The 21,129-nt window shown below is 39.3% G+C and carries 19 protein-coding genes; 10 read left to right on the top strand and 9 right to left on the bottom strand.

The features are described 5' to 3' along the window. Positions 1-32: 32 nt before the first annotated feature. Positions 33-662: an arylesterase gene (locus F957_RS15365; RefSeq protein WP_016541246.1), complete on the top strand. Its 630-nt coding sequence runs from the start codon at positions 33-35 to the stop codon at positions 660-662. Between the two features lie 25 nt (positions 663-687). Here F957_RS15365 and F957_RS15370 read toward each other — a convergent pair whose 3' ends face one another. Beyond that, a complete protein-coding gene (locus F957_RS15370; protein ID WP_016541245.1) occupies positions 688-1,128 on the bottom strand; it encodes an aminoglycoside N-acetyltransferase AAC(6')-Ih in 441 nt (146 codons plus the stop codon). 100 nt (positions 1,129-1,228) lie between these two features. Continuing rightward, positions 1,229-1,843: a carbonic anhydrase gene (locus tag F957_RS15375; RefSeq protein WP_004652048.1), complete on the bottom strand. Its 615-nt coding sequence runs from the start codon at positions 1,841-1,843 to the stop codon at positions 1,229-1,231. A gap of 233 nt (positions 1,844-2,076) precedes the next feature. On the opposite strand from F957_RS15375, the gene F957_RS15380 reads away from it, so the two are divergent. Next, on the top strand, positions 2,077-3,093 hold the full coding sequence (locus F957_RS15380) for an alpha/beta fold hydrolase (RefSeq protein WP_016541244.1): 1,017 nt from the start codon (positions 2,077-2,079) through the stop codon (positions 3,091-3,093). A 24-nt stretch (positions 3,094-3,117) separates the two neighbouring features. Next, complete coding sequence (locus tag F957_RS15385; RefSeq protein WP_016541243.1) at positions 3,118-4,122, top strand: hypothetical protein; 1,005 nt, start codon at positions 3,118-3,120, stop codon at positions 4,120-4,122. 32 nt (positions 4,123-4,154) lie between these two features. Here the strand turns inward: F957_RS15385 and F957_RS15390 are convergent, their stop codons facing one another. Together F957_RS15390 and nfuA are read right to left on the bottom strand one after the other, a co-directional pair. Beyond that, positions 4,155-6,164 carry a ligand-gated channel protein gene (locus F957_RS15390; RefSeq protein ID WP_016660213.1) on the bottom strand — a complete coding sequence of 670 codons (2,010 nt, stop codon included), beginning with the start codon at positions 6,162-6,164 and terminating at the stop codon, positions 4,155-4,157. 224 nt (positions 6,165-6,388) lie between these two features. Next, positions 6,389-7,027, bottom strand: coding sequence for a Fe-S biogenesis protein NfuA (nfuA, locus tag F957_RS15395; protein ID WP_004652044.1), 639 nt, complete (start codon positions 7,025-7,027; stop codon positions 6,389-6,391). A 153-nt stretch (positions 7,028-7,180) separates the two neighbouring features. Here nfuA and F957_RS15400 point away from each other — a divergent pair, with 153 nt between their 5' ends. From F957_RS15400 to F957_RS15415, 5 genes are all read left to right on the top strand, one after another. Next, complete coding sequence (locus tag F957_RS15400; RefSeq protein WP_016541241.1) at positions 7,181-7,798, top strand: rhomboid family intramembrane serine protease; 618 nt, start codon at positions 7,181-7,183, stop codon at positions 7,796-7,798. Between the two features lie 134 nt (positions 7,799-7,932). Beyond that, positions 7,933-9,615, top strand: coding sequence for an arylsulfatase (locus F957_RS15405; protein ID WP_016660212.1), 1,683 nt, complete (start codon positions 7,933-7,935; stop codon positions 9,613-9,615). After that, entirely contained in the window at positions 9,612-10,613 is a 1,002-nt protein-coding gene (locus F957_RS15410) for an SUMF1/EgtB/PvdO family nonheme iron enzyme (RefSeq protein WP_016541239.1), read from the top strand. The genes F957_RS15405 and F957_RS15410 overlap by 4 nt, the downstream gene beginning before the upstream one ends. A gap of 95 nt (positions 10,614-10,708) precedes the next feature. Further along, the gene (locus F957_RS21585; protein WP_016541238.1) at positions 10,709-10,870 is read left to right on the top strand and encodes a hypothetical protein; all 162 of its coding nucleotides are present in this window, start codon (positions 10,709-10,711) and stop codon (positions 10,868-10,870) included. Between the two features lie 197 nt (positions 10,871-11,067). Beyond that, positions 11,068-12,195: a helix-turn-helix transcriptional regulator gene (locus F957_RS15415; protein ID WP_016541237.1), complete on the top strand. Its 1,128-nt coding sequence runs from the start codon at positions 11,068-11,070 to the stop codon at positions 12,193-12,195. A gap of 9 nt (positions 12,196-12,204) precedes the next feature. Here the strand turns inward: F957_RS15415 and epmA are convergent, their stop codons facing one another. Then, the gene (gene epmA, locus F957_RS15420) at positions 12,205-13,188 is read right to left on the bottom strand and encodes an EF-P lysine aminoacylase EpmA (RefSeq protein ID WP_016660211.1); all 984 of its coding nucleotides are present in this window, start codon (positions 13,186-13,188) and stop codon (positions 12,205-12,207) included. Beyond that, on the bottom strand, positions 13,185-14,252 hold the full coding sequence (locus F957_RS15425) for a 4-phosphoerythronate dehydrogenase (RefSeq protein WP_016541235.1): 1,068 nt from the start codon (positions 14,250-14,252) through the stop codon (positions 13,185-13,187). Before F957_RS15425 ends, epmA begins: the two co-directional genes overlap by 4 nt. Before the next feature lie 190 nt (positions 14,253-14,442). On the opposite strand from F957_RS15425, the gene F957_RS15430 reads away from it, so the two are divergent. Continuing rightward, positions 14,443-14,817, top strand: a complete 375-nt coding sequence (locus tag F957_RS15430) for a diacylglycerol kinase (protein ID WP_016541234.1) — start codon at positions 14,443-14,445, stop codon at positions 14,815-14,817. A 57-nt stretch (positions 14,818-14,874) separates the two neighbouring features. Here F957_RS15430 and F957_RS15435 read toward each other — a convergent pair whose 3' ends face one another. Then, the gene (locus F957_RS15435) at positions 14,875-15,612 is read right to left on the bottom strand and encodes a hypothetical protein (RefSeq protein WP_016660210.1); all 738 of its coding nucleotides are present in this window, start codon (positions 15,610-15,612) and stop codon (positions 14,875-14,877) included. Between the two features lie 320 nt (positions 15,613-15,932). Here F957_RS15435 and F957_RS15440 point away from each other — a divergent pair, with 320 nt between their 5' ends. Next, the gene (locus F957_RS15440; RefSeq protein ID WP_004828396.1) at positions 15,933-17,156 is read left to right on the top strand and encodes a tyrosine-type recombinase/integrase; all 1,224 of its coding nucleotides are present in this window, start codon (positions 15,933-15,935) and stop codon (positions 17,154-17,156) included. Positions 17,157-17,228: 72 nt separating this feature from the next. On the opposite strand, the gene F957_RS15445 is transcribed toward F957_RS15440, so the two are convergent. Continuing rightward, positions 17,229-18,962, bottom strand: a complete 1,734-nt coding sequence (locus tag F957_RS15445) for a UvrD-helicase domain-containing protein (RefSeq protein WP_004828394.1) — start codon at positions 18,960-18,962, stop codon at positions 17,229-17,231. A gap of 5 nt (positions 18,963-18,967) precedes the next feature. Continuing rightward, complete coding sequence (locus F957_RS15450) at positions 18,968-21,067, bottom strand: ATP-dependent nuclease (RefSeq protein ID WP_004828393.1); 2,100 nt, start codon at positions 21,065-21,067, stop codon at positions 18,968-18,970. Between the last annotated feature and the right edge of the window lie 62 nt (positions 21,068-21,129).

Genomic DNA, 21,129 nt, shown 5'->3' with positions numbered 1-21,129 from the left:
TCACGTATCCTTTAGGACAAATTTGAAATACGATGCAAAAATCTAAAGTTATCGGGTCACGATCAAAAGCAGTTGGAATCATCGCCATTGGCTTGATCCCAACATTGGTATCAGCAAAGACTATTTTAATTTTGGGTGATAGCCTGAGCGCAGGTTATGGCATCGATGTAAAGCAAGGTTGGGTGCAATTATTACAACAACGCCTAGACCAACAGTATCCGAAACAACACAAAGTGGTCAATGCAAGTGTCAGCGGTGAAACCACCAGTGGTGCCTTAGCAAGACTTCCGAAGTTATTACAAACCTATAAGCCTGAAATTGTAGTGATTGAGCTTGGCGGCAATGATGGCTTACGTGGTCAACCGCCACAAATGATTCAAAAGAATCTCGCTCAATTGGTACAACTGAGCCAAAAACAGAACGCCAATGTTTTACTGTTTGGTATGAAAATACCACCGAATTATGGGACCGCCTATAGCACAGCTTTTGAAAATAATTACAAAATTGTAAGTCAGCAATATAAAGTAAAACTCTTGCCGTTCTTCCTTGAAGGCGTGGCTGGGCATAAAAACTTAATTCAGAATGACCAGATTCATCCCAATGCCAAAGCCCAACCGATTATGCTGAATGTGGCTTATCCCTATATCAAAAGCGCCTTATAAGCACCAGTTGATTCGCTAAAGCCGCTTAGCCGATATTTTTCTTAAAATACACCACACGTTCAGTTTCATGAAAACCGAGTGCTTGATGCATGGCGTGGCTGATCTGATTATCCAACGCTGCATCCGAAGCAAACTCTGTACATGCAAACTGTTTCGCCCAAATTTCCACTTGTTGAACCAACCCCGTTGCGATACCTGAACGACGATATTCAGGCAATACAAAAATCCCTTCCAAAAAAGCCACAGGCGATGTTTGTGTGCCATTCACATATTCATACCGAATTGAAGCTTCCAACATGGCAATTGCTTGTTGGGTGTCGGTATAAGCCAATAATTGTAAACGATGTGCCTGTGTGATCAGTTGGCGCATTTCCTGTAAATGCACATCTTCATGATCAGGCCAAAGTAAGCATCTTAATGCTAACCAATCTGATAATTGTGATTCAGATATCGGCATAATATTCATAGTGGAACTACGCTTTGATTGAAACACCCAAATTTTATCAATAAAGAATATAAAGTATGAATGATAAAATAATGGCGAGTCTCTCAACTCGCCATCTGCTTTAAAAATCGAAGAAACTGACTTCACCTGTTTCCAGTGAATATTCTGCTCCGACTACAATCATTTTGCCTTTCTCGATCAAACTTTCCAACACTGCCGAACCATGACGTAATTGATTCACTGAAGCAAATACATTGGAACGAACCGCATGAGCTGACAGTTTTTTCAAATCATTTTTTAAATCTGTTTGCATCAAGATTTCAACCGAAGGACGTACCCGATTGACAATCGACATCAAATTTGACGATGGCGGTTGCTGTGGATTCATCAAGGTATCAATCGTCGCTTGAATCGCACCACAGTGACTATGCCCTAGCACCACTACGACAGCACAATCATAACGTTCTGCTGCAAACTCAACACTCCCCACCTGTGATGGCGCAACGATATTGCCGGCTACACGAATCACGAACAAGTCACCTAAACCTTGGTCAAACACCATTTCCGCAGGGACTCGGGAATCAGAACAACCTAAAACAATCGCAAAAGGATTTTGTTCACTTGCCATTTCGGCACGTTCTTGGTGAGACAATAATTTTTGTTGAACTGCCTCTCCCTTTACAAAACGAGCATTACCAGCTTTTAAACGTTCTAGGGCTTCTTGAGCAGTGAGCATGCTTAAATCCATCTATGGTTGACATGAGCAAATAGTGTAATGTGCACCTGTTTGAAAGTCACTGACAAAAATAAAAACTCTCAGCCGGTCTGCTAATGTTTTAATCAGGAAAATAATGGAAAATTGATGATTTCATTGGCAAGAATTTCCATACAGCTGTAGATTATGCAAATGACTCCTTTAGCACTTTCCCCAATAATCAATGGGCGTAAAAATAGATCAAGGACAGAACAATGAATACAAAAAACCAATTTGCAATGCCCTTTCGTAGGACACTCACTGCAGCTTTACTGGCATGCAGTTTGACTACAGTTGCAATCAGCACCACACAGGCTGCGGAAATTGAAATGAGTTTCCAAAACCTACTGCAGCAAGAACGTGCTTGGGCAGGCTTACAAAGTAAAACTCTAAAAGTAGGTGACATCACTTGGTCCTATAGTGAGGGCGGGCAAGCAGGTAAACCGATTGTGATTTTAATTCATGGTTTAGCAGGCAGTCGCGATAACTGGAACCGTGTCGCACGTGCCTTAACAGCAAACTACCATGTGGTCATCCCTGACTTGCCTGCCAGTGGTGAAACGCAGGTGCCTAAAGATTTTGATTATTCAGTTCCCAACGTGACTGAAAAACTACGTCGTTTTGTCGAAGCGGCAAACCTCACTGGTCCAGCCCATGTGGCAGGCCATTCACTGGGTGGTTCAATTGCGATGCTGTATGCAGGTCAATATCCATTTGAAACCAAGAGCCTGTTCTTGATTGATGCGGCTGGGGTATATAAATCTGCTACCACGCCTTATCTCAAAGATCCAACCCAAGTAAGAAACATGATTGTGAGCAAAAAAGGAGACTTTAATTTCTTGATGCAACAAGCCATGCATACACCACCCTTCATTCCTAAGGAAATTGCACAAGCGCAAGAGAAAATGATGATTGGTCAGATTGAGCAAACTCAAAAGATGGTGGATCAAATCATTGCCTTGAATAAACTCTACACACCTGATTCATTTGCCTTATTGGCACGCTCAATTGATGCACCCACCCTAATTTTATGGGGTAAACAAGATAAAATTATCAATGTTGAAGTTGCACCTGAGTTAAAATCACTGCTGAAAAATGCGCAAGCGCCTGTGATCTTGGACAATGTTGGACATATGCCAATCTTGGAAGCAGATCAATTGGTGGTACAGCAATATCTACCTTTCCTCAGTAAGATTCAGGCACAAAAGCCTGCAGCAGCACCTTCACCCTAAATTTAATTAGCGATTTGAGATTTTATGTCGAAACAACCCATGATAGAACAACTGATTGATGCACAACTTGATTTTCTAGAGCAGGAGTTTGCACAAGCAGAAACGATTCAATACGAGTTTAAACAGTTCTATCATTGGTTGCGCTTACAACAATTACAGCATCTTTGGTCGTTTGAACAAATCTTTGAGCTGATTGAAAAGCAGATTTTGGCCACACCAGCCAGTCCATTTTTAATCGAACAAATTGCGGAACATATTCGTTTTGCCCTGATTCATCCGATCAATGATCAAACCACGATTGAACAGGTCATTCCTGTTCTGACCATTGACTCGATTGCACAATATGTAGCAAGCAAAAGCGGCCATCGACAGCGTTTGATTAAAACAGTGGTCAACAACCCTGCTTTTTCTGCATTGATTACCCAACTGATTCAGCACTCAATCCAAGATTATCTGGATAATTCCATGTCAAAACGTGTTCCTGGGGTTGGACATTTTATGAAAATGGGAAAATCGGTTTTAGAAACAGTGACCGATTCCAACTTGAATGACACGATTAACCACTATCTACAAAAGAACATTCTAAAAATCAGTCAAATGAGTGAAAAAGTATTAAATCAACATTTTAATGATGACAAGCTTTATCATTTTCAGGCCAACCTCTGGCATAAAATTAAAGTCATGCCTTTATCGGTTTTGCGTCATTATGTCGAAGTACAAGATTTGCCTAAGACCGTGGGCATGGGACATGAAATTTGGGAGCATATCCGTCAAACGCCTTACCTAAAACAGCAAGTACATGATGGCGTCTATGCATGGTATGCCCGTAATCAGGAACGCACTTTTGACCTGTTACTACGTGACCTGAATATTGATGAAGAATTGGTTGAAAATGAACTGAGCCATTTGCTCAGCCCTGTTTTACAGCAAGTCATTACAACAGGTTATTTAAGACAACGTGCTCGCACGTATTTAGAGAAATTTTATTATTCTGATCAAGTTCTTAAAATTATAAAATCAGAAGGATAAGGCTTTATAGCCCTATCCTTCACTTCGATTATTTAGAAGCTATAGGTCACACCAAGATTATAACGGCGACCATCTAAGACATAATTATAGGTTGCTGTATCAATCTTTTTATCAAACAAATTATAGATCCCTGCTGCCACTGCGATATTTTGTGTTGGCTTATAATTAACCCCAACATCCACCATCGTATATGCAGGTTTACCTTTCGCCATTGCGGTACGGCTTAAGTAGTCTGAAGTTTTACTACGATAGTTAACACGGCCCCAGCTTGAGAACTGGTCATTTATTTCCCAGTCTGCAGTGGTATTAAACATGTGCTTAGGCATTTCATTTAAAGGCTTGCCTTTATTTACGCCACTCTTTTGTTCGGTATCCGTAAAGGTATAGTTCGCACTCAAATTCACATTCGGGAGTACTTTCCAGCCAAAGGTTGCTTCCGCACCACGCATATTGGCTTTATCCACGTTTTCCTTCAAGCTCACAAAATCAAATTTTTCACCCAACCAATCACAGCCAGCTGAACCTGCACCTTTGTCACAATCACGGATCTCTGTGATTTTGTCTTTAAATTCACTATTGAAGAGTGTCAAACCAGCATTGAGATTATCTAAGTTATCCCAATTGAAAGAAACCTCATAGTTCACACTTTTCTCTGGTTTTAAGTCTGGGTTTCCTACAATCACACCATTGCTTTGACTACCACCCGTTGCTTGTCCCCATGTTGCCACAGTTTCTCGCAGTGTCGGTGTTTTATAGCCTGTAGAAACACCCCCTTTAATCACCCAATTATCATTGAGTCCCCAGACACCATAGACTTTAGGGCTCCAGTGATCACCAAAATTTTCATCTTTATCTAAACGCAATGATGTTGTTAAGGTGAAATCATCGACAATATTCCAAGCATTTTCAGCAAATAAAGCCCAGCTATAGCGCTCAAGACTCGAAATTGGCTTTGCCCCACCTACGCTTAACTGGTTGCCTTTATCATCTAATTCTTCTTTTAAATATGATCCACCAAAGCTCAGGCTGTTCCGATCAAAATTAATTTTATTGAGGGTATTAAATGTCGTATTCGTTGCTTCCATATTACGGGATGGATTTTCATTCTCTTCACGTTGGATATAAGAGTGAGTTTCCACAGCACCAATCTTACCTTGATGCGTTAAGCTATATTCGGTACGGTAATAATCAGTCAGTGAATTTGCTGGCGGGTTTCGTCCCGTTTGTACTGGTGAAATACTTTTACCAACAGTCGCATTTCGGTTTTGAATTGAACGTTGATATTCTAGTTCAATTGTATGGTCATCGTTTGGTGTCAGGCTAAATGCTGCCCCACCCGCACGAATTTTCTGTTTCTTATATCCACCATAAATTTCATCTTCATCACGCTGAGAATACAAACCATTGGCTTTAAAAGACAAGAGATTGGCAATCAACGGACCTGCAATATATGCATTGGTTTGATATTGATTACCTGAATCTGAATTTTCTTGTAATGTGGTATCAAGCTTCAATGAGCCAGTCCATTCAGTTACATTTTTCTTGGTAATGATATTAATCACACCACCCATTGCATCTGAACCATATAAACCGGACATCGGCCCACGAATGACTTCAATACGCTCAATCGCCCCAATATTCGGTAACCAGCCCTGTTCAATCCCTGAATTATCACTATTTGGACGCACTGAGCGCGAGTTTACTTTCTTCCCATTTACCAGAATCACTGTATAAGCGCTGCTCATACCACGGATACTGATATCGCTTGAGCTGCCCCCACCTGTGACCACAACTCCAGGCACATCTTTAAGTGCATCCGTCACATCACGATATGCTTTTTTATTAATTTGTTCTTGTGTCAATACCGAAATCGAAGCCGCTGCTTTTTTTATATCTTGTTCAAATCCACTTGCAGTGACAACGATCTTGTCTAATTGCACCGCATCTTTATTGGTTTGAGTTTCTGCTGCATGTGCAACTGCCATCATACTACTCAACACAGAAATTGTGAGGAGTGATTGACGCACGATCGTATTAGACATATTTTCACCCGATTCAGAAAAATCTTAAGATTTGCTTAAAAATTCATGAGAATTCTAACAAAAATTAAATAAAACTCAATAAAAATGATAATTATTATTATTTATATATTCATTATTTTTAGAATACATCCATTTATGAAATAAAGAAAATTTATCTTGGTTTTGATTAAACAATAAAAAAAGTCCCCAAAAGGACTTTTTTTATTGCGTTAACTTTCCAGCAATTATTTGAAATAAGCGCCTTCTGCTTGTGTATGATCGGTTTGATCCACCACACGTTGCAACTCAGGCACATGCTGTCTTAAGGTGGTTTCTACACCTTGCTTCAAGGTGACATCAATCGCAGAACAACCTTGGCAACCACCACCGAATTTCAATACAGCAGTAAGACCGTGTTCTGGATCATTATTGACTTCTACCAAACTACAGTTACCGCCATGCCCTTCAAGACCTGGATTAATTTCAGATTGCAATACATAAGTAATACGCTCTTCAATTGAAGCATCTGGGCCGACACGTGGTACTTTTGAGTTTGGTGCACGGAATGTTAATTGCCCACCAAAACGGTCTTTATTGTAGTCAATCACCGCATCAACCAAATACGGAATTGATGGCGCATCAACATAAGCAGGAAAATTAGGATAATCCTGTTTATAGTCCGTTGGCACCACTTCTTCAGGTGCGCTATATGCCATACAACATTCAGCACGTGGAGTACCTGGATGCTCTACAAAAACACGAACGCCAATTCCTGGGGTATTCTGCTTTGCTAATAAATCACCTAAATACTCTTGTGCAGAGGGAGTAATTAAAAGGTTTGGAATTTCTTCTGCGACAGCAGTGTTGGTGTTCTCAGTCGACATAACAATAATCCTCAAGCTGATGTCGTTATATTAACCGAAGATGGAGGGTAATAAAAAAAAATCAACCATTTTTGTAGGAATTCTATGCAAGATCATTGTTTATTAAGTTTTTAATGGCATTATTGCTTAGACACTGATCAATTTAAAACCTATATGTTACATCTACCCTTTGGTCACACTGTGACTCTGATCATTATTACCGTTGCAATCTCCTTATTGGCCTTCTCCAATCAGGCGGTGATGAACCGTTTAATTTTCTGGCCTCCTGCCATGCAGCGTGGACAATATGATCGTTTTATCACGCATGGCTTTATCCATGCCGATGGTATGCACCTCCTATTCAATATGATTACGCTATTTTTCTTTGGCAATATCATTGAAAGCTTCTATCGTCAGTTTTTCTATGACATGGGCTTTGTTTTATTCTATTTGGGCGGACTAATTGTTGCCATTTTACCGAGCTATTTAAAACATCGCCACGATGCACGATGGGCGAGCTTAGGGGCTTCTGGTGCGGTTTCAGCAGTCCTGTTTGCTTATATCCTGTTCCAACCTTGGAACTTGATCTTCGTGTTCTTTATCCCTGTTCCTGCGATTATTTTTGCGATTTTGTATGTGGCTTACAGCATTTGGTCGGGCAAACGTGGCAATAGTAATATTAATCACAGCGCGCATCTCTGGGGTGCCGCTTATGGTGTGGTGGTCACTATCATTTTAGAGCCACGGGTCATTCCACATTTCTTGAATCAACTCAGCAAAATCCCATTTTAAATCATCTTAGAAATCAGCTCCTGTATTGGGGCTTTTCTTTTTTTTAGATTAATAATCAAATTTTAATTATTTTTATCATAAAAATCATCTCTCTAAACTCGCCCTAATTCTTCTATAAAATTAAGTCGACTCTCATGTCTCGTAACAGCCTCCTGAGCACACTTTCAATTGCATTATTTAGTCTGTCAATTTCAGCGTGCAGTGATAATGATTCCGATAATTCCAACACTGTGGTTGAAACCAAAAAACAACCCAACATTTTATTCATCATGGCCGATGACTTAGGCTATTCAGACTTAGGGGCGTTTGGTGGTGAAATTCATACCCCCAATATTGATGAACTGACCCGAGCAGGTCGTATTTTAACGGATTATCATACCGCACCAACCTGCTCACCAACACGTTCACAATTGATTTCGGGGACTGACCATCATTTAGCAGGAATTGGGGCAATGGCGGAACTCACACCAGAGCATTTAAGAGGCCAACCTGGTTATGAGGGCTATTTAAATGAGCGTTCACTCTCTATTGCTGAAGTCCTCAAAGACAATGGCTATCGAACCTATATCAGTGGCAAATGGCACTTAGGCTTAACCAATGCAACCAACGCACATGCCAAAGGTTTTGATCATTCTTTTACGCTATTGCAAGGCTTAGACCTACATTTTAAACAAGCACCGAGTGCCTATAAGCGTAATGCAACGTATACCGAAGACGGCAAACAAGTTCCGATTTCATCCTTACCTGATGATTTCTTCTCTACCAACTACTTCACAGATAAACTGATCAGTTATTTAGAGTCAGGCAAGAACTCAGGCAAGCCATTCTTTGCCTATGCAGCGTATACAGCGCCCCATTGGCCCTTACAAGCACCTGCTGAATATCGTGATCGTTATCGTGGTGTTTATGATGCAGGCTATGATGTGATTCGCGATGCTCGGATTGCCCGTCAAAAACAACTCGGATTAATTCCAGCAAACTTTAAAGCAGCTGAACCAATCGCCACACCAAATGCACCGCAAAAATATGGCAAGTGGAATGAACTTTCAACTGAGCAAAAAGCGCTGGAAGCCCGCAGAATGGAAATCTATGCAGGCATGGTCGAAAATCTGGATGCCAATATTGGTCGCGTGATTCAATATCTAAAACGCAATAACTTATATGACAACACTTTAATTTTCTTTGTCTCAGATAATGGTGCAGAAGGCTTTATCCGTGGCAATTACGGAGCTGAGTCAGGTTTTGATAACAGCGTCAATAATGTCGGTACTTCAAGTTCATATCATTATGTCGGCCCCCGTTGGGCGGAGGTCAGTGCTGCGCCCTTCCACCTCTGGAAAGACACTGCGGGTGAAGGTGCAACCACCGCACCTGCCATTGTGAAACTGCCATACCAAACCAAGGCTCAAGCCACGCATCATGGTTTTGCCTCAGTCTTAGATGTGTTCCCAACCGTACTCGACTATGCCAATATTGCCATCCCACAAGGTCAATACAAAGGTCGTCAAATCAATACGCCAAGTGGTTACTCTTGGAAATCTGTACTCGAAAATAAAACCCAAGCCATTCGTCCAGCCAACTTTAGTTTTGCCGACGAATTACATGGCAGTAAATACGCGCGCCAAGGAGACTGGAAAATTGCACTACAAGGCAAATCAGAACTTGGGACTGGGTCTTGGGAACTGTATAACCTGAAAAATGATCGTGGTGAAACCCAAAATCTCGCTCAAGACAATCCTGCCAAGTTACAAGAGCTTGTCGATGTCTATAACCAATACACCCAGCAAAATGGGGTCAAGGAATATTTCCTTAAATGAAGTGGATTAGTTTATTTATTTCACTGAGTAGCCTGTCCCTTGTGGCAGGCTGTAGTAAAGTTAAACCCGATACAAACCTCTCCCCTCTCGATAACACGATAGTGGCGCAATTGGGTTCATTACCACAATGCCAACAGTATTCGGGTTTACCTGAGGCATGGCAAAAGAGGCAAACTGCGGGGATGGTCTGGCTTCCTGAAGGTTCATTTCAATTGGGATCAAATTTGGCCTACCCTGATGAGCTGAATTTTGGAAAATCTCAACGTCAGGTCAAAGGTTTTTGGATCGATCAAACCGAAGTCACTGTGGCTCAGTTTTCCAGCTTCATCAAAGCGACAGGCTATATCACTGATGCTGAAAAACAAAAGCAGGCGGCCGTATTTTCGCCTGATGCGAATAACCCCAAACAATGGTGGCAACTGAAAGCAGATTACACATGGAAAACGCCAAATGGTGTAGCTGGTCAGCCCCCATCACCCTCTGAGCCAGTTCGCTATGTCACTAAAAATGATGCCGAGCACTATGCCGTTTGGTTGGGTCGAGATTTACCCACAGAACAAGAATGGGAATATGCAGCCAAAGCAGGTTCTAAAACAGATACGCCTTTACACCAAGCGCCACAGGATGCGCATCAACATCCACAGGCCAATTACTGGCAAGGGGAATTTCCTTTCAACAATACGGTTGAAGATCATTTTCAAAATGTCGCACCTGTCGGCTGTTATCCTGCCAATGCCTTTAAACTCTTCGATATGATTGGCAACGTCTGGGAGTGGACCTCCTCTGTTTATCATGGCGCACATGATCAACATATGGGCAATTATACTGAACTCCGTCAGCAAGACACCGCCACAACGCAGTATGTCCTTAAAGGTGGCTCTTTTTTATGCGCTTCCAACTTTTGCGCCCGTTATCGGAATAGCAGCCGCTATCCACAAGAATTTGATTTGGCCGCAACGCATGTCGGATTTAGAACCGTTTTACGCACAACCAAATGATACAAATCTCTGTTAAAAAGCTGCATCGTTCTGCTAGCTGAAACCTACTGCTCGATTTACAGTAGAAGGGAAAGCAATAACAATAGGATGTAATGATGAAAATAATACTACTTTTCTTCAGCACTTTACTGACATTGGGTTTATCCGCCTGTGCTGTGCATACCCCTCATGGCAGTGTGATTGTTGATCCAGACAACCATCATGATGGACGTGGTGATTTTTGTCCCCCAGGACAGGCTAAAAAAGGACGCTGCTAAATTCTTCTCTGCTTAAACTCCTATTGAGTTTAGGCAGAGTCATACGCCTCACTGTTTATCCATGATTTAACACCAAACACCTTTCTGTCAGATAATTGCATAAAAAATCACATTTTTTTTCATTTAGTAATTTCATTTATTAAAAACCCATATAGACTATATGGAATATATTCTATTTATTTCGATGGGATTCTTAGATGAATTTGACCCAGCATCGCACTGTTATGGACATCTTGAATAAAGTTCAACATGCAGATGATTGGATCTTTTTTCTAGAGCAATTAAATCACTATTTTAATGTACAAGCTTCGCAACTGTTGGCTGTGGACCTTGAAGTCCAAGCACTTTCATTTAGCGTGCATCACGGCGTCAATCTTGATACACATCAACTCGAACAAGCGGCTCTCACCCAAATTCGTTTAGATATTGATGACGATCCACGTTTAAAAAAAATGCTCATCGCACCGATGAGTGGATGGATGCATTGTGCACAACATTTTCAAGAACAGGAAATAACCCAGACCCAGGTCTATCAACGCGTATTACAACCGCTCGATCTACGTTTTTGTTCAGCCATTCAGATTATTTACGATCAAAAAGTCTGTGTATTACTGGCCTTTCTCACTAATCCTGAACGCGGTGCTTTAAGTTGTTCTGAACTTCAGCCAATTTATGACATTTTGCCCATCGTACAACAAAAAATTCAGCAGTATCGTCATCATTTTGAATATTCAACCATGACCTTGCTGGGCTCGCAGCTGATTCAGAAAATGAATCAACCGATTGCAATTATTAATCTGAATGGGGATATCTTAGAAATTAATAATGAAGCTGAGCAGTTACTGAAAAATAATGCACAGATCCAAATCCAACAACGCCGATTTATTTTTAATGAAGATAAGCAAATTCAGTTTGATCAAAACCTGATTGAATTGGAGCGTCATTATAAAAACAATCCAGAGCAGACGAATCATAAACGTTCCAAAATCATGCTGTTGGATCAACACTTATTCTTAACACTAGATTTACTCAGCCCAGAAAAAACCCATAAGATTTTTGGCCTTCGTCCAGTCTTACTTGCAACCTTCTCTGGATTAAAACAGAAGCCAAAATATCAAAAAGACATCTGTACCCAGCTGTTTATGTTTACGCCTGTTGAACATAAAATATGTGAGCAACTTCTAGAAGGAAAAACCACCAAAGAAATTGCGCTTTCACATGAGATTCAAGCGGATACAGTGAAGAAGCACTTGCAATCAATTTTCAAAAAAACCAATACCCATAGACAAACTGAATTGATTCAATTGTTGATGCAGATTTTATAAACATTGTAATTAGGCAATCTCAGCAGGAAATGCAATCACTTGGTCAATTTTGACTTGATTCATGGCAACCATAAGTAAGCGGTCGATACCCAAAGCAATACCCGAACATTCAGGCATATGGGGTAAAGCTGCCAGTAAATATTGATCCGTTGGAATCACAGCCAAACCCTGCTTTGCACGTTCTGCATTATCGGCCTCAAAACGAGATGCTAAAACTTCAGCATCTAATAACTCATCGTAGGCATTGGCTAACTCTAGGCCTTCAATATAAACTTCAAAACGAGCTGCAACTGGCTCACCATCCTCATCCTGTTTAACTTTTGCCAGTGATGCCATTTCAGGTGGAAAATCGGTCAAAAATACAGGTGCATCGAAGCCTAGACTCGGTTCTACAAAGTGTGAGAATAACAAGTCCATATAAGCTAGACGATCATCACCCAAATCAAGATTAAGCCCAACACGATTGGCTGTATCTTTGAGTTGTTTCAAGCTCGCTTGCAAAGGATTAATGTCTAAACGATCCTGAAACGCATGCTTATAACTGAGAACAACTGGACGAATATCGCCAAAACGATGTGCCAAACAGGTTTCTAACAGATCTGCAGTTTCATGCATCAAGCCCTTTAAGTCTAATCCCGGTCGATACCATTCCAACATGGTAAATTCACTATTATGCTTACGACCATGCTCATCATCACGAAACACTTTACAGATTTGATAAATCGAACCACTGCCACTGGCCAATAAACGTTTCATTGGAAATTCAGGCGAGGTCTGTAAATACTGGGTATTTAATTTGCCATGAATATGACGCTGTACCTGTACCGAAGCCAAATGCACATCTGTAACGCCTGCCTGCGATAAAATCGGAGTCTCTACTTCCAAAACATTACGTTGTACAAAGAACTGACGAATCTTGTGATACATCTCTGCACGTGCTTTTAAGGCCTCAATTGAACAGGTCGGTTGGTAGCTTTTCATTACTTGATTCATGCTTTTGGTCCACCGTGTGCAGCCCATTCACGGCGTAAAGGATAATTTTTGCGGAGTAAATCAAATGCTGTTTGTTCAACCTTGCCCGCTTGTACACAAGCACGCAATTGCTGATCATCAGCTTTAATATCATAAATCTGAGTGAGATGCTGTTTAAGCACAGTTTTTAAATCTTGCTGTTCAAAATACTGCTCTACGCTTGGCAATTGGCTTTCAAATTGCTTCGATACCTCATGCTGAAAAGTATTGCAAAAGGCTTCATAAATCATCTGTGTGCCTCTGGCCTTACCTTCCAGACTATAACCCGCAATATGTGGCGTTGCTAAAGCCAACATATCCAATAACTGTTCTGAAATTTCAGGCTCGAACTCAAAAACATCGAGAACGACTTGACGCTGCGTCGCAACAATATCTGCCATTAATGCAGACTGTTGAATCACGGGTCCACGCGCACTATTGATTAAAATAGCTGAAGGTTTCATCGCAGCCAAAGCAGCGGTATCAAATAAGTGCTGTGTGGGAAAATCACCTGATCTGGTCAGAGGCACATGAATCGAAATGGCATCAGCATGTTTTAATAGTTCTTCAAAAGAAACATTTTCGATGTCTGCTAGCTGTACATAAGGATCATAACCAACTACATTCCAGCCAAGGAGTTGCGCCATCACAGCAAGACGACGACCGACATTGCCAAGCCCCACAATAGCTAAAGTAAAGGCTTTATTTTTTTCCAAGAGATTGATATCTAAATGTAGCAACGCGGTAATCACATATTCTGCAACAGCTTGTGCATTACAGCCTGCGGCATTACTCCAAGCAATATGTTGTTGTTCGAGTGCCTGAATATCTAGATGATCGGTGCCAATGGTAGCACTGCCTACAAATTTAATTTTCGTTTGATCAATTAAAGCATGATTCACTTTGGTGACAGAGCGCACCAACAATGCATCGGCATCCTGTACATCAACATGGGTCAGGGTACGCCCTGCCCGATGTTGTATTTCTGCAAATTCCGCGAAGAAATAATCGGTAAATGCCAAATTTTCATCAGCGATAATTTTCATGCAGAAATGTCCTTCAATAAGTCTGCACTTATTATCCTTAGCGTGATCCCAATTGACAATTCTTAAATACATCACAGTGCCGATTAAATGACAGAAAAAGTCTAACCTTCGTACACGCATACGACATATTGCCAATTTACTGCAACATCTTTGCTCTTATACTAGAGCTTTCTATCATTCCTCAATCGTAATGACGCAATACTCTCCCTATAAAGGCAAAAATGGCATTAAACGGATTTTAAATGCAACAGGCTATTCAGTTGCTGGGTTTAAAGCAGCTTTTCGCTATGAAGCCGCCTTCCGACAAGTCCTATTGCTGAACGTGATTCTCATCCCACTTAGTTTTTTCCTCCATGTCTCAGCTGTTGAACAGGCCCTGATGGTTGCTGTCTGCTTATTGGCGATTATTGTGGAACTGTTTAACTCAGCAATTGAAGCCGTGGTTGATCGCGTTTCTTTAGAAAAAAATCCGCTGTCTAAAAATGCCAAAGACATGGGCAGCGCCGCGCAATTTGTCTCTTTAGCAATTATTTTCTTTACATGGATGATTATTTTATTGAAATAATTTTGAGATCGAGAAGAAACAGGATGACTATTTCTTCTCTTCATTTATTTCATCGGCTTAGAATCCAACCCCGATACCAATGACAGGACCTTGTTGTACCGTATCCCATTTAAAACTGCCATTTTTATAGTCTTGGGATACATAACGGTAACCCACTCTAAAGTTTACAGGTGCTGTAAATACTTTTTGACGATAACCTAAATATGCCTGTGCGATTTGAGTCTGTTCCGTACCATAGGTATATTGAGCAGCAAGATTCCAAGGTGAATCATTATTGTAGCGAAGCCTTACTCCACCAAAATATTCATACCAATCCTCTCCAACAGAAACTTGCTTACCCAACGCCCCTAACACACCTTCTAAGTCGGTATAATTCACACCTAAACTCGGCTCAATAACCAGCCCCTGACCATCGGGAAATTGTTCATAGGCTCGGTAATAAATACCTAAATTACTAAGATTAACTTTAGTCGATAAAACCACAGGAAATGAATAAACTTGTTTTTTCTCTTCAGTTTTCACATATTGAATATCAGAGAAAATCCCCCACTTGCCTTTATTTATTTCTAAATGTCCCATGAGAGCCTGATCAAGGGCATCAGCTGTATCTTTGAAGGGCTGATCAAGTTGATAGTTCAAACCTTGATAGCCAATCACTCCATCAATATCGGCAGCAAATCCATAGATATTCAAAAAGACTTTGGTCTCCCCCGCAAAAGATTCTTTAATGCTTTCAGCATGGGCTTGGAATCCCGATAGACTGCATATCACAATGAAACAGCAAGATTTATACATGTATAGGCTCCCAGCAATTTATGTTCTATTAAATTTTTAAAGTTATAAATATGAATTAGCGTATTATCTTGGCTTTTACCATTCTACAAACGTAAAAAATCCCTGCATATGCAGGGATTTTTTGATCTAGGCTTAGATGTATTACATCATGCCAATTAACAATCTAACCTTCTATAAATACAAATCACATTACAACCTATCCAATTGATTCAACGATATTTTTATTCTAACCTTCCATAACAATGTAATACATGCAATTACCAATTTTTGTGAGTAAGATTGTGAGTAAGCCCTTTCAAAAATAGCGTTACTCACAACATATGCTGAACGATTTAAAAATCAAAAGATTAAAACCACGTGAAGAATTATACCGCATGGCTGATCATTCAGGGCTCTGTATAGAAGTCCGCCCATCTGGTAGCAAATTCTGGCGTTATCGTTACCGCTTTCTTACTAAAGCAAAAATGCTCACAATCGGTAAATATCCTGAAATTACTTTAGCATATGCTCGATTAAAAACTATTGAATATCGAGAGCAACTTGCCAAAGGAGTAGACCCAATAGGTCACCAGAAAAATGAACGTCTTGAAGCAATTAAAGCAAATAATGGTACATTTCGGTTAGTCGCAAGTGAATTTATAAATTCCCGAAAAGCTCAACAATCCAAGGAATGGGAACAACGCCGAAGCAGTTATTTTGAGAAAGATGTTTACCCTCTTATTGGTAACAAACCTATTCATGAGATTGACTCTATTGATATTAAAACTGTGCTTGATAGCACTATGGCAAGAATCAAAAAATCAGGAAGAGGCACAGGAGAAGTTAAAGGGATTTTTGTAAGACAAATCATTGGTGAGGTTATGGAATATGCAATTATCACAAAACGTATTTCTATAGATCCTACTTATGTTCTTAGGGGTTACATTAAACAGCCAGATGTAACCCATGCCAGACCATTAACTGAGTCTGAAAAAAAAGTACTTATGCTTAAGCTCAATGCATACGGTGGCTCAATTAGCACACGAAATGCTATTAAAGCCGCAATATACACATGGCTTAGAAGCATTGAGATACGTCGAGGTAAAAAGGAATATATTGACTTTGAAGATAAGACATGGACGATTCCAGCAGTATCAAGGGCTGATATTTTGGCTGGCAAGCGCAATATGAAAAAGAACAGAATACATGTTGTACCATTATCTGACCAAGCCATTGAAATCATAAAAGAGCAATTTGCACTTTATCCAGATAGTGAATATATATTTGCAGGAGAAGACGGGGAAATGATGGGTAAAACCACATTGAATACAGCCCTGAGTAATATGAAATTAGAGTTCAGGATGCATACTCTAAGAGCAACTGCATCCACTGTGGCTAATGAGAATGGTTTTAATAAGGATTGGGTTGAAATACAACTTGCCCACGTTTCAGATAATAAAACAAGGGCATCGTACAATCATGCTCAATGGTTAAATGATCGTAAAACGATGATGCAATGGTGGGCTGAACATGTAGATAGTTGGGATAAAAATAATAATCTATAGTATAGGTATAAATTCTTTATTTTTTCCCAAAAAAAATGTTTAAAAAGTTAGATACATAAGTTGAAACCAACTCTATGTATCTAAACTTAATTCTATTACATTCTCACTTCCAAATAGATTATTCACTGTTACAAGTGCTGTATCAGATAATGTCTGAGTAGCTAACACGGCCAGTCTCGTCATTGGGCGAGAAATAGATACATAGAAAAGATTACGAGCTCTATAAAAACCTTTTGTGTTTGCATTAGTCAACTTTTTAGTCTCAAGCAACTCGAGAAGCTGTGGCCATTTATAATTATTCCATCCACCACCTAAAACTACTAATACATTCTCAAACTCTGCCCCCTTAACACTGTGCTGAGTTGCAAATGGAGTTTGCTTTTCAATAAACTTTGTAACTTCGATTACTTCTTTATATGGAATTTCTCTTAATTTATTATAACGAAGTAGTGTTGAAGACATTTCCGTGTCAGGTGAATTTCTTAGAGAAATAAGCTCATCATCTCGTCTAAGCACTCTATCTGGGGGGGAGGGACGTTTTGTCTGCTTAAGATGATCTATCACTTGCCCTATAGTCCCCTCTTGTCTTAGTTTTAATAATTGATCCATATCCCGTCGCCAACAAGATTTATCTTCATGCTTCGTTATTGCAGGCCTTGAGCCAAAGATTTTAAACATTTCACCATAATTTGATAAGCTATAGCTAACACTCATTGGTTCAACTATTTCTGCAAAAAATTTTATTACAGGGTCTTCTTTTTTAGCAAATTGATCATTACGTCCGTCAAATACTTTAATTAATTGAGGGTATCCTTGTTCAGATGCTAAAACATTATGGCTTAACATCAGTATCTTAGTTTTTTCAATATCCCACCCCTCATTTTGTAGCCTCTGTATCAAACTTGTACGAGTAGATCGAGCTATATCTATTGGTAAATCATCTTTAGAACTTCTCTCATCTGTTCGTGTCCCCTTATAAGAATTAGTATGAAAAAATCTAGCTTCACCTTTGGCATCTGGCGAACTGACAGCTTGTGGTAAGTCTGGTCTTAAATTATTTAATATATCTACAATTGCTGGAACTGATCGAAAATTTGATCCCTTTGCAATCTCTTCGATTGGATACTCTGCCAATTCATATTCACTACCATAAATAGTCTGCCAATGGTCTCCAAAAAGACCAAAAAGTGGTCCCACCTTTGGTTTTAAGAAATACTCTGTAATAGCATCCATAAATTGGCGATTGGTATCTTGATATTCATCAATAAAAACTACCGGAAACTGATTGCTAAATATTTTCCGAAACTTTTCTTTATTTAGTAATTTAGCCATCATCGTTGGGATATCATCATGACTCAGTGTAATTTTCTGATCATTAACACCAAAAAAGCCCAACTCGTATTCCACTGATTTAGACCCAATGCCACCACCTTGTTCAACTTTTTCTTTTCTTGAATCATCTTCAATAAGAATCTCTCTTATGGCTTTTTGAAATTGGCGCATAAAAGCCCATGAGAATCCATGTATAGTATCGACTAAAATTGCTGGATGGTCTTCAATTTCTTGGGCAATCTCATTTCTTGCAACTTCCGTATAAGTAATACAAGCTACTTTTTTACCTGTTTGCGTTAATGATCTACCACGCTCTTTAATAATGGATTTTAGAGCATGAACTAAAGAAAATGTTTTTCCCGCACCTGCGCCAGCTTCTAGTCGGAAACTTCGTCCTGCTTTTATAGCTGCATTAATTTTTGCTTCAGCTAGTTGAGCTGCAATTATTGCTGGATTGTCTAGAATCTCACTCATGCTACTTATTCGCCTGTAGTTAATTCATAGTTTGATTTTTTTATAGTGTCCATTTCAGATAACCAAATTAGACCTTCCTTGATATATCTTGGTGCCGACCAATCTTCTATTAGAATTGCATATTCTAAGGCGAAATCAGATTTAATAAGCCCTTGTGCTTTTTCCCAAGCAGCAACAGCAATATCTTGTCCTTCAGGTAATTCAAATTTAGAAAGATTAGCTAATATGAAAGCATCCTCATAACTTCTAGCGCATATATTAGTTTCTGGATCTTCTGGTATTTGATATGCAATTCTACGGAACTTAATTTGTTTCTCTTGAGCAGTTTTAGCAATCAAGACTGACGGGGAAATTTGACTATCCTCATTTTTAGCTTTTTTCTTAACTTTACCAGTATCATCGACTTCTTTAGGATAAAACCAGTTTTTAATGGCAGCATTAGATGTATTCTGACCATCAACTACTGGGCATTTCACCCATGCATCTTCCTGTTTTCCATTCTTAGTTATTTTGCCTTTTTTTGTTGAATCTAGATCAGTGATTACTAACGTTTTCAACTCCAGAAAGTCAAGAAGTGGGTAAAAAATATGCGCATGTGCTCCACCAACCTCAACACAAGTAACATATTGTCTGGCTAGTTTTTGTGGTTCATCAAGAGACTCATCAACTAATTGACATAACTTTGGCATTAATAAACGTTCTGTTGTCCCTTCAACTAAGATAGCTTTATCAGCAAAGTAAAGATCACATTTCGTTAAGGTCATATATTGATGTAAAAATTTTTGATCTTTAACAGAAATACTACTCAACCCCTTCTTAAAATCTTTAACCTTTGTCTGACGTACGTTTTCTATCTTATGAATTTCATTATAAAAATATCTAACAGCATCAAATTTTGCAGCATTCGCAACATGTGGGGAGTGTGTTGTGATAACAAACTGGATATTCCATTTATCTTTGTTAGAATAATTTTCTGATAATTTTTGAACAGCCACATTTAATTGATTGATAAAAACCTCCTGCATTTGAGGATGTAAATGAGCTTCTGGCTCTTCAATAAATATTAAATGAGTAGCGGGGCTAATTGATTTTGATCTATAGATTTTGTGATAGCTTGCTAACTGTAGCAACATGTAAATCAAATTACGGGTTCCTAGACCATTATACCCTTCTGGTAAATGTACTCCATCAACTCCGCTATAAACGACCTTAGTATGCCCTGATAATAATGATTCCACGTTTAATGATGTCTCTGGTCTTATCTCAGTATCATTAAGACTTGGGAATCCCATTACGTTCATAACTGGTAATAATTCTTTAAGCATACCATCAAAGTCGAGTTGGACATTATGCTCAATATTTTCAACAGATTGCTTTAATCTTATAGCTAAATTTTGATCTGCCTCAGCAGCAGATGGTGCTGTAGCTGTCTTAAATAGCTCACTAAGCAATTTACCTATTACATCAGCATCCCCTAGTTTTGTTTTATCAAGATTTCTTTGAGCTAATACAAAGTTACATTGTAATAATGCTGTTAAAGCAGATGTGCCTTCAAAATCTCTCGTATTTGTAATATCAGTAGGATCAACTGCACTTACATGAACCCCATAAGCTTTAGACAAATTACCCTTCAAATTTTTATAAAAATGTGTACGAGGTTCAACCACTGCGGAAGATGGGGTAAGGTCAAAAAGCAAATGCATATTTTTCAAAATAGGCCGATACTCAACTCGCGCAATAGCCGTTGTAGAGTCTTCATCTAAATCAATAACAAAAGGGGATAGAGAACCTAAATCAGGAGAAAGTTTATTATATTGAAATGTAAGTGTAAGAGAAATTCGAGGAAGTGCTTCGAATATTACTTCTGAACTTTCCCCCGCCTCTCTTAATTCTTTAGCTTTTAAAAATTTCTCTCGTGATAAAACTGAAAAATCCTCTAGCCGAAATCTTGTTCCAGATTCACCACAAAAACAATCAAAAATACTGGTAAAAGATGTCTTTCCACTATTATTACGTCCAACAATTACAGTTGAATTCTCTTCCAATCCGAATTCGACATTCTCCAGAAGCCTAAAACCTTCTACTTTAATTTTTTCAATGCGCATTATTATCCCCAATTATTTATTTTAAGCTTTTAAAACTTCGACTATGAATATAGCTTAATAAC

This window comes from Acinetobacter gyllenbergii CIP 110306 = MTCC 11365, assembly GCF_000413855.1.
GTDB classification, from domain to species: domain Bacteria; phylum Pseudomonadota; class Gammaproteobacteria; order Pseudomonadales; family Moraxellaceae; genus Acinetobacter; species Acinetobacter gyllenbergii.
Note: the sequence above shows the minus strand (reverse complement) of the source record. Positions and strands in the feature narration are given on the sequence as shown.

Bases quoted from the DNA above. Each gene is read 5' to 3' on its own strand.
- F957_RS15365 (WP_016541246.1), top strand. From the start codon at position 33: ATGCAAAAATCTAAAGTTATCGGGTCACGATCAAAAGCAGTTGGAATC.
- F957_RS15370 (WP_016541245.1), bottom strand. From the start codon at position 1,128: ATGAATATTATGCCGATATCTGAATCACAATTATCAGATTGGTTAGCA.
- F957_RS15375 (WP_004652048.1), bottom strand. From the start codon at position 1,843: ATGCTCACTGCTCAAGAAGCCCTAGAACGTTTAAAAGCTGGTAATGCT.
- F957_RS15380 (WP_016541244.1), top strand. From the start codon at position 2,077: ATGAATACAAAAAACCAATTTGCAATGCCCTTTCGTAGGACACTCACT.
- F957_RS15385 (WP_016541243.1), top strand. From the start codon at position 3,118: ATGTCGAAACAACCCATGATAGAACAACTGATTGATGCACAACTTGAT.
- F957_RS15390 (WP_016660213.1), bottom strand. From the start codon at position 6,164: ATGTCTAATACGATCGTGCGTCAATCACTCCTCACAATTTCTGTGTTG.
- nfuA (WP_004652044.1), bottom strand. From the start codon at position 7,027: ATGTCGACTGAGAACACCAACACTGCTGTCGCAGAAGAAATTCCAAAC.
- F957_RS15400 (WP_016541241.1), top strand. From the start codon at position 7,181: ATGTTACATCTACCCTTTGGTCACACTGTGACTCTGATCATTATTACC.
- F957_RS15405 (WP_016660212.1), top strand. From the start codon at position 7,933: ATGTCTCGTAACAGCCTCCTGAGCACACTTTCAATTGCATTATTTAGT.
- F957_RS15410 (WP_016541239.1), top strand. From the start codon at position 9,612: ATGAAGTGGATTAGTTTATTTATTTCACTGAGTAGCCTGTCCCTTGTG.
- F957_RS21585 (WP_016541238.1), top strand. From the start codon at position 10,709: ATGAAAATAATACTACTTTTCTTCAGCACTTTACTGACATTGGGTTTA.
- F957_RS15415 (WP_016541237.1), top strand. From the start codon at position 11,068: ATGAATTTGACCCAGCATCGCACTGTTATGGACATCTTGAATAAAGTT.
- epmA (WP_016660211.1), bottom strand. From the start codon at position 13,188: ATGAATCAAGTAATGAAAAGCTACCAACCGACCTGTTCAATTGAGGCC.
- F957_RS15425 (WP_016541235.1), bottom strand. From the start codon at position 14,252: ATGAAAATTATCGCTGATGAAAATTTGGCATTTACCGATTATTTCTTC.
- F957_RS15430 (WP_016541234.1), top strand. From the start codon at position 14,443: ATGACGCAATACTCTCCCTATAAAGGCAAAAATGGCATTAAACGGATT.
- F957_RS15435 (WP_016660210.1), bottom strand. From the start codon at position 15,612: ATGTATAAATCTTGCTGTTTCATTGTGATATGCAGTCTATCGGGATTC.
- F957_RS15440 (WP_004828396.1), top strand. From the start codon at position 15,933: ATGCTGAACGATTTAAAAATCAAAAGATTAAAACCACGTGAAGAATTA.
- F957_RS15445 (WP_004828394.1), bottom strand. From the start codon at position 18,962: ATGAGTGAGATTCTAGACAATCCAGCAATAATTGCAGCTCAACTAGCT.
- F957_RS15450 (WP_004828393.1), bottom strand. From the start codon at position 21,067: ATGCGCATTGAAAAAATTAAAGTAGAAGGTTTTAGGCTTCTGGAGAAT.